General features: G+C 54.0%; 4 protein-coding genes and 1 pseudogene. 2 read left to right on the forward strand and 3 right to left on the reverse strand.

Annotated elements, in window-relative coordinates; genetic code table 11:
* Window positions 1-386 precede the first annotated feature (386 nt).
* Window positions 387-968: pseudogene (locus MUU53_RS22930) on the forward strand (IS3 family transposase); the annotation flags it as partial.
* 3 nt (window positions 969-971) lie between these two features.
* Here MUU53_RS22930 and MUU53_RS22935 read toward each other — a convergent pair.
* The 3 genes from MUU53_RS22935 to MUU53_RS22945 all read right to left on the reverse strand — a co-directional run bounded on the left by MUU53_RS22935 (window position 972) and on the right by MUU53_RS22945 (window position 3397).
* The gene (locus tag MUU53_RS22935) at window positions 972-1538 is read right to left on the reverse strand and encodes a recombinase family protein (protein WP_247262911.1); all 567 of its coding nucleotides are present in this window, start codon (window positions 1536-1538) and stop codon (window positions 972-974) included.
* Entirely contained in the window at window positions 1528-1725 is a 198-nt protein-coding gene (locus tag MUU53_RS22940; protein ID WP_034498060.1) for a hypothetical protein, read from the reverse strand. Before MUU53_RS22940 ends, MUU53_RS22935 begins: the two co-directional genes overlap by 11 nt.
* Before the next feature lie 517 nt (window positions 1726-2242).
* On the reverse strand, window positions 2243-3397 hold the full coding sequence (locus MUU53_RS22945; RefSeq protein WP_247262912.1) for a hypothetical protein: 1155 nt from the start codon (window positions 3395-3397) through the stop codon (window positions 2243-2245).
* A gap of 181 nt (window positions 3398-3578) precedes the next feature.
* On the opposite strand from MUU53_RS22945, the gene MUU53_RS22950 reads away from it, so the two are divergent.
* Window positions 3579-4457 carry a phosphoribosyltransferase family protein gene (locus MUU53_RS22950; protein WP_247262913.1) on the forward strand — a complete coding sequence of 293 codons (879 nt, stop codon included), beginning with the start codon at window positions 3579-3581 and terminating at the stop codon, window positions 4455-4457.
* The last annotated feature ends 185 nt before the right edge of the window (window positions 4458-4642 follow it).

The raw sequence follows: 4642 nt of genomic DNA on the forward strand, positions 1-4642 counted from the left end.
ATCCCATGAATCAGACAACACTCAGTGGGGGAACCCCGTTTCAGCTAAATGCAGCAATCCGTCCACACCGCCTAGCACGCAAGCTGGCAGTGACGCTTCTCACTATGTGGAAGACCAACACCATGTTCGAGAACCGCAGTTTCGCCGGATAACCTGGGAAGCATAAACAAAGAATGCCAGGCACGTTCCAGGTCTGGCCAAAGTCATCTCGAGACTCGCTCTGCTGCACGCATCATGACAAGCGCTGACAGCGTGGATCACATCGAGAGACTTTAAAGCATGGCGCCATTGTGAGGCAGCAATGAACAGCTGACCTCGAAGACGACAACGCCTTGGCTTAACAGCGACAAAGAAGACCTGGAAAATACCTTGAGCAATTAGACGACAAACGCGTCTACCACATCTACCGGGAGCTTGAGCTGAACCTGAGGATCAAGCCCCGGCGGCGGCTGAAGCGCGAGAAGCCAGAGGAGTTGGCGGTGCCCGATGCGCCGAACGTGGTCTGGTCGATGGACTTCATGGCGGATCGCCTGGCGGACGGTCGCCAGTTCAGGCTTCTGAACGTGTTGGACGACTTCAACCGAGAGGGACTGGGGATCGAGGTTGACTTCTCACTGCCTGCCGAGCGGGTCGTGCGCAGCCTCAACCAGATCATCGAATGGCGGGGCAAGCCGCTGGCGATCAGGGTCGATAACGGGCCCGAATACGTCAGTTCGAAGCTGGTCGAATGGGCAGAGAAGCAAGGGATCGCATTGAACTACATCCAGCCCGGCAAGCCTCAGCAGAACGCCTATGTCGAGCGCTACAACCGAACTGTTCGGCATGAATGGCTCGATCTTTATATTTTTGACAGCATAACGGAGGTGCAAGAGATCGCCACGGAATGGCTTTGGACGTATAACCACGAACGGCCCAACATGGGCATTGGCGGCATCACACCCGCTCAGAAACTGAAAATGGCCGCCTGAATTCTACCGCTGAACCGCGTTAAAATGGGGAGGATTACCACCCGCCTTCACGAAGCCGGCCGGGACGCTGACGATGAGTTCACCGCGGCGAGCCTTCTCATAGCGGGCGGAAAGGGAACGCTGACGCAAGAGATCGAGCTCATACTCGTTGAGGCTGCCCTTCAAACCCAAAAGCAGACGGTCGTTGCTCTGGCGGGGCGCATCAACCGCTTCCTGGTCGATCAGGATGGTATCGACAACGCGGCACATCTCGATAAGTTGCTGCCAGTCCCGGCTGTTGCGGGCGAAGCGCGATACCTCACGCGCGGCCACGGCGCCAACCTTGCCAAGGCAGACTTCCGCCACCATCCGGTCAAATCCAGCGCGGGTCACGCCGCCGGCGGCCGAGCGACCAAGGCCGTCATCCACCGTGTCTATTTGTGACCATCCAAGCGCTGCCAGCCGGTCACGCATGGCGTACTGGAGGGCGCTGCTTTCTCGATTGTGCAGAACCTGATGAGCTGATGACTGCCGAACATACAGGATGGCCTTCCGCTCCAGATGATGCGGCCCGATCTTCTCATGCATCATGGCCGGTCTCCTTCTGTTGGGAGACCGGCTCGCACCTTGCATGATCGACGAACAGTCGCACGATGAGAACCGTCAGTGCCTGGCGGGTTTCCTCCGGCAACTCCGGCCATTGCGGCATCCCTGCCGTCTTTCCCCGCTGCGGGGCCGAGAACAAATCGAACTGGTATGTCATGGGCTGGTGGGGCATGGACATCTCTCCGACTCGTTTCGTGAGAGACCAATGCTGCGCCCATTACCGAAGATTGCGATGAGGCATCAGCGTCCTTCAACAATCTTGCCAAAATATGCAGGCTTGCGAGATCGACGTGCGGACCCGACAGGCTGCGCCAGGTTCCACTCACAGATCGGTCGAACATCCAAGACGGGACTTCAAGAAGTCGATCAGAGGAAGCACCAGAAAGACTGCAGCGGAAAATATGCGTCCCTTTGGAAAGCGCGTCATGGACGTGAACGAGCCGCCCGGACCAGGGATGCCACGGATACAAAAGCTCGCGAACCTCGGTCCCGTGGGTGTTCTGTCGTCGTGTTGTAAAACGAAATCCATCCCCATTCCACGCTCAAGATGGCTTCCCCTCGGCAGTTCGTAAGGGCTAAATCAAACTAGCCGACCTGTCCGGTGAAATGGGGAGCACTCCACCTAGCCTCTGTCGTGAGGGCGGTGTTTTGACTATCGGCGAATGAGCAAAACTGCAGCGGATATCTGGTCATGTCGAACCGACGCGTTCTTCATTAACCGGACGATGAATTTCGAGGTTTCTAAAATATTCGGCGATATTGAGGAGGCCATCCACGTTCAACAGGCTTCGAAATTCGCCGATCGTAGCGTCTTTTAATGCGGTTCTAATGGCTAACTCTAGGGCCGCAGCATTACTCACGACCGTGATAGGGTAAAAGCTCGCGAGCTTTTCGCAATGTATTCTCCTTTCATCGGAGACAGTAACATCCGCATGACTTTCCAAATATACAATCACTGGCCGTCGCGCCGACATCGCCTCAGCGAGAGTGTTGTAACCACCATGACACACCACCAGATCTGAATCCATAAAACGCGCAGCTAGTCTATGATACTCTTTCGTGAAGCTGATATTTGCCGATTTCGCCGACGGCGGTTGGCCGTGGGGCCCGCCTACAATTTCAACCTCGATTTCCGACGATAGTGATGCCGCTGCCATGCTCATTGCGTTGTAGAGATCTTCGCTGTCTAGGCCACTGCCGGCGCTGCAAATCACGCGCAGCTTCGAAGACCGGATGCTTGCATGAGTTAGCCTCGGATGATCTAGTATATACCCGATATGAAATATTTTGTTTCTACTAAAAACACCCGCTAATTCGGTTTCGATCGTTGAGGTTCGAGGGTCCCCGGTTACCAGCACGCTATGGATCTTGCCAATTAAGTTGGTTCCCCCAAAAGACAAAAGCGCCGGGACGGAAGATGCCGCATTGCCGAGAACCGGCCTTAGCAGGAGTAGGATTTTTGCGCGGGTATGCGCGATTAGTTGGTAAAATTCCCCTTCTCGTCCAGTTATTGTGTGATCTAGAATAAGAATATCAGGATCAAAAGCCGACGCTACGGTCGAGGCAATATGGCCGCGGAACTGGGCGACATGTTCATCGCCTCGATCAAAATATGGTCGACAGCCTAACCGCGCCGCCCTATGAGAGACGAGCCAGTCGAGGCTAGGCAACTTTACGAAATCCAAGGACTGGTCTAGTAACCAGCCCGCTTCTCTTAGCCCTGTCACTATCAGACAGTTGTGGTCCTTCGAAAGTGCTAGTGCGACCTTAGAGCATCTTGAAAGGTGACCGAGGCCAGTCCCTTCGAGTGACAAGAACATTATTCGCTTTTGAATTTCAGTCACCGGAAGACCTCCTAGCCCACCACGTTTTCAGGAGCATTGGTGCCCAGCGCAGACCTGCAAGGGTTTCGTTAATTCCATCTATGGAGTGCGCAATCCACTCGACTACCACGTCGCATCGGCGTACAACCGCGGGGCGACTCACTGTCGTCATTATACCGACGACTTGATCAATGAGGGAAGTATGCAATTTCGCTCAATGGGGGATCTCTCACGTACTATCCTAAACAGCATGAGCGTGATGCCGCGAGATATCGATCTTGTAGTGGGTATTCCCCGCAGCGGACTAATGGCCGCATCCCTCATTGCCACTCACATGAATCTTCCACTTGCTGATTTGCAGGGGTTCTGTGACGGGCGACTGCTTCAAAGCGGCAATACTCGGAGATGGAGAGGCCTGCAGATAAATGCCAGCTCGGTTTCGAAAGTTTTGGTGGTCGATGACAGCGTGCGAACCGGAAAGTCTATAGGGCAGGCAAAGGAAGCTATTTCCCTTCACTATCCGGACTTAGAGGCAATTTATTGTGCAATCTATGCTACTAGCGCCAGTCGCCACCAAGTAGACCTAGCTCTTGAGATAGTTGCTCTGCCTCGTATTTTTGAATGGAATGCCTTGCACAATCCGACAATTCAACGGTCCTGCGTAAGCATGGAGGGCGTCATTTGCGAGGCCGTCGAAGACGTTCATTTTGGAGAGGAAGATAAATACCTCGAATTTCTCAGATCGGCGAAGCCTCGCCACGTACCCACCCAGCACGTGGGCGCGATTTTGTCCATGCTGCCTGAGAGATATCGAGAGGTAACGGTTCTTTGGCTAGGGCAATTGGGCATCACCTATGACCGGCTAGTAATGTTCGATCCGGAAACAGATGCTAAGGAGCATGCAGACGTCTGTGCCAAGTTAAAAGGGACGTTTTATAAAAATAGTAACCTTGAACTCTTCGTGGAGGGACATAGGAAGCAAGCTACGCAGATTGCAGCGATCAGCGGAAAGCCCGTTCTTTGCGTGGATAATGGCATGCGCTTAGTGGCTCCGGCGCACGCTTCCCTTTCGGGAGACTAGGGCCAAACTCACCGGAGCACTTGAAATATATTCGATTATCAATTCAAGATGGCGTAGAGCCGGTTTGACTGAATGATGAGCAGTGGTCGGGTTTAAAGCCGTTGCTGCTGACCTGAGCCCCTGAACTTCCTCCAGAATTTGGTAGAGTCCGTCACATCAAGGAGACGGACGGATGAAGCGTTAAC

The sequence above is a fragment of the Affinirhizobium lemnae genome, from assembly GCF_022968395.1.
Taxonomy (GTDB): Bacteria; Pseudomonadota; Alphaproteobacteria; order Rhizobiales; family Rhizobiaceae; genus Neorhizobium; species Neorhizobium lemnae.

Excerpts from the sequence above, each read along its gene's own strand:
- MUU53_RS22950 (WP_247262913.1), top strand. The coding sequence starts at position 3,579 with ATGCAATTTCGCTCAATGGGGGATCTCTCACGTACTATCCTAAACAGC.
- MUU53_RS22935 (WP_247262911.1), bottom strand. The coding sequence starts at position 1,538 with ATGATGCATGAGAAGATCGGGCCGCATCATCTGGAGCGGAAGGCCATC.
- MUU53_RS22940 (WP_034498060.1), bottom strand. The coding sequence starts at position 1,725 with ATGCCCCACCAGCCCATGACATACCAGTTCGATTTGTTCTCGGCCCCG.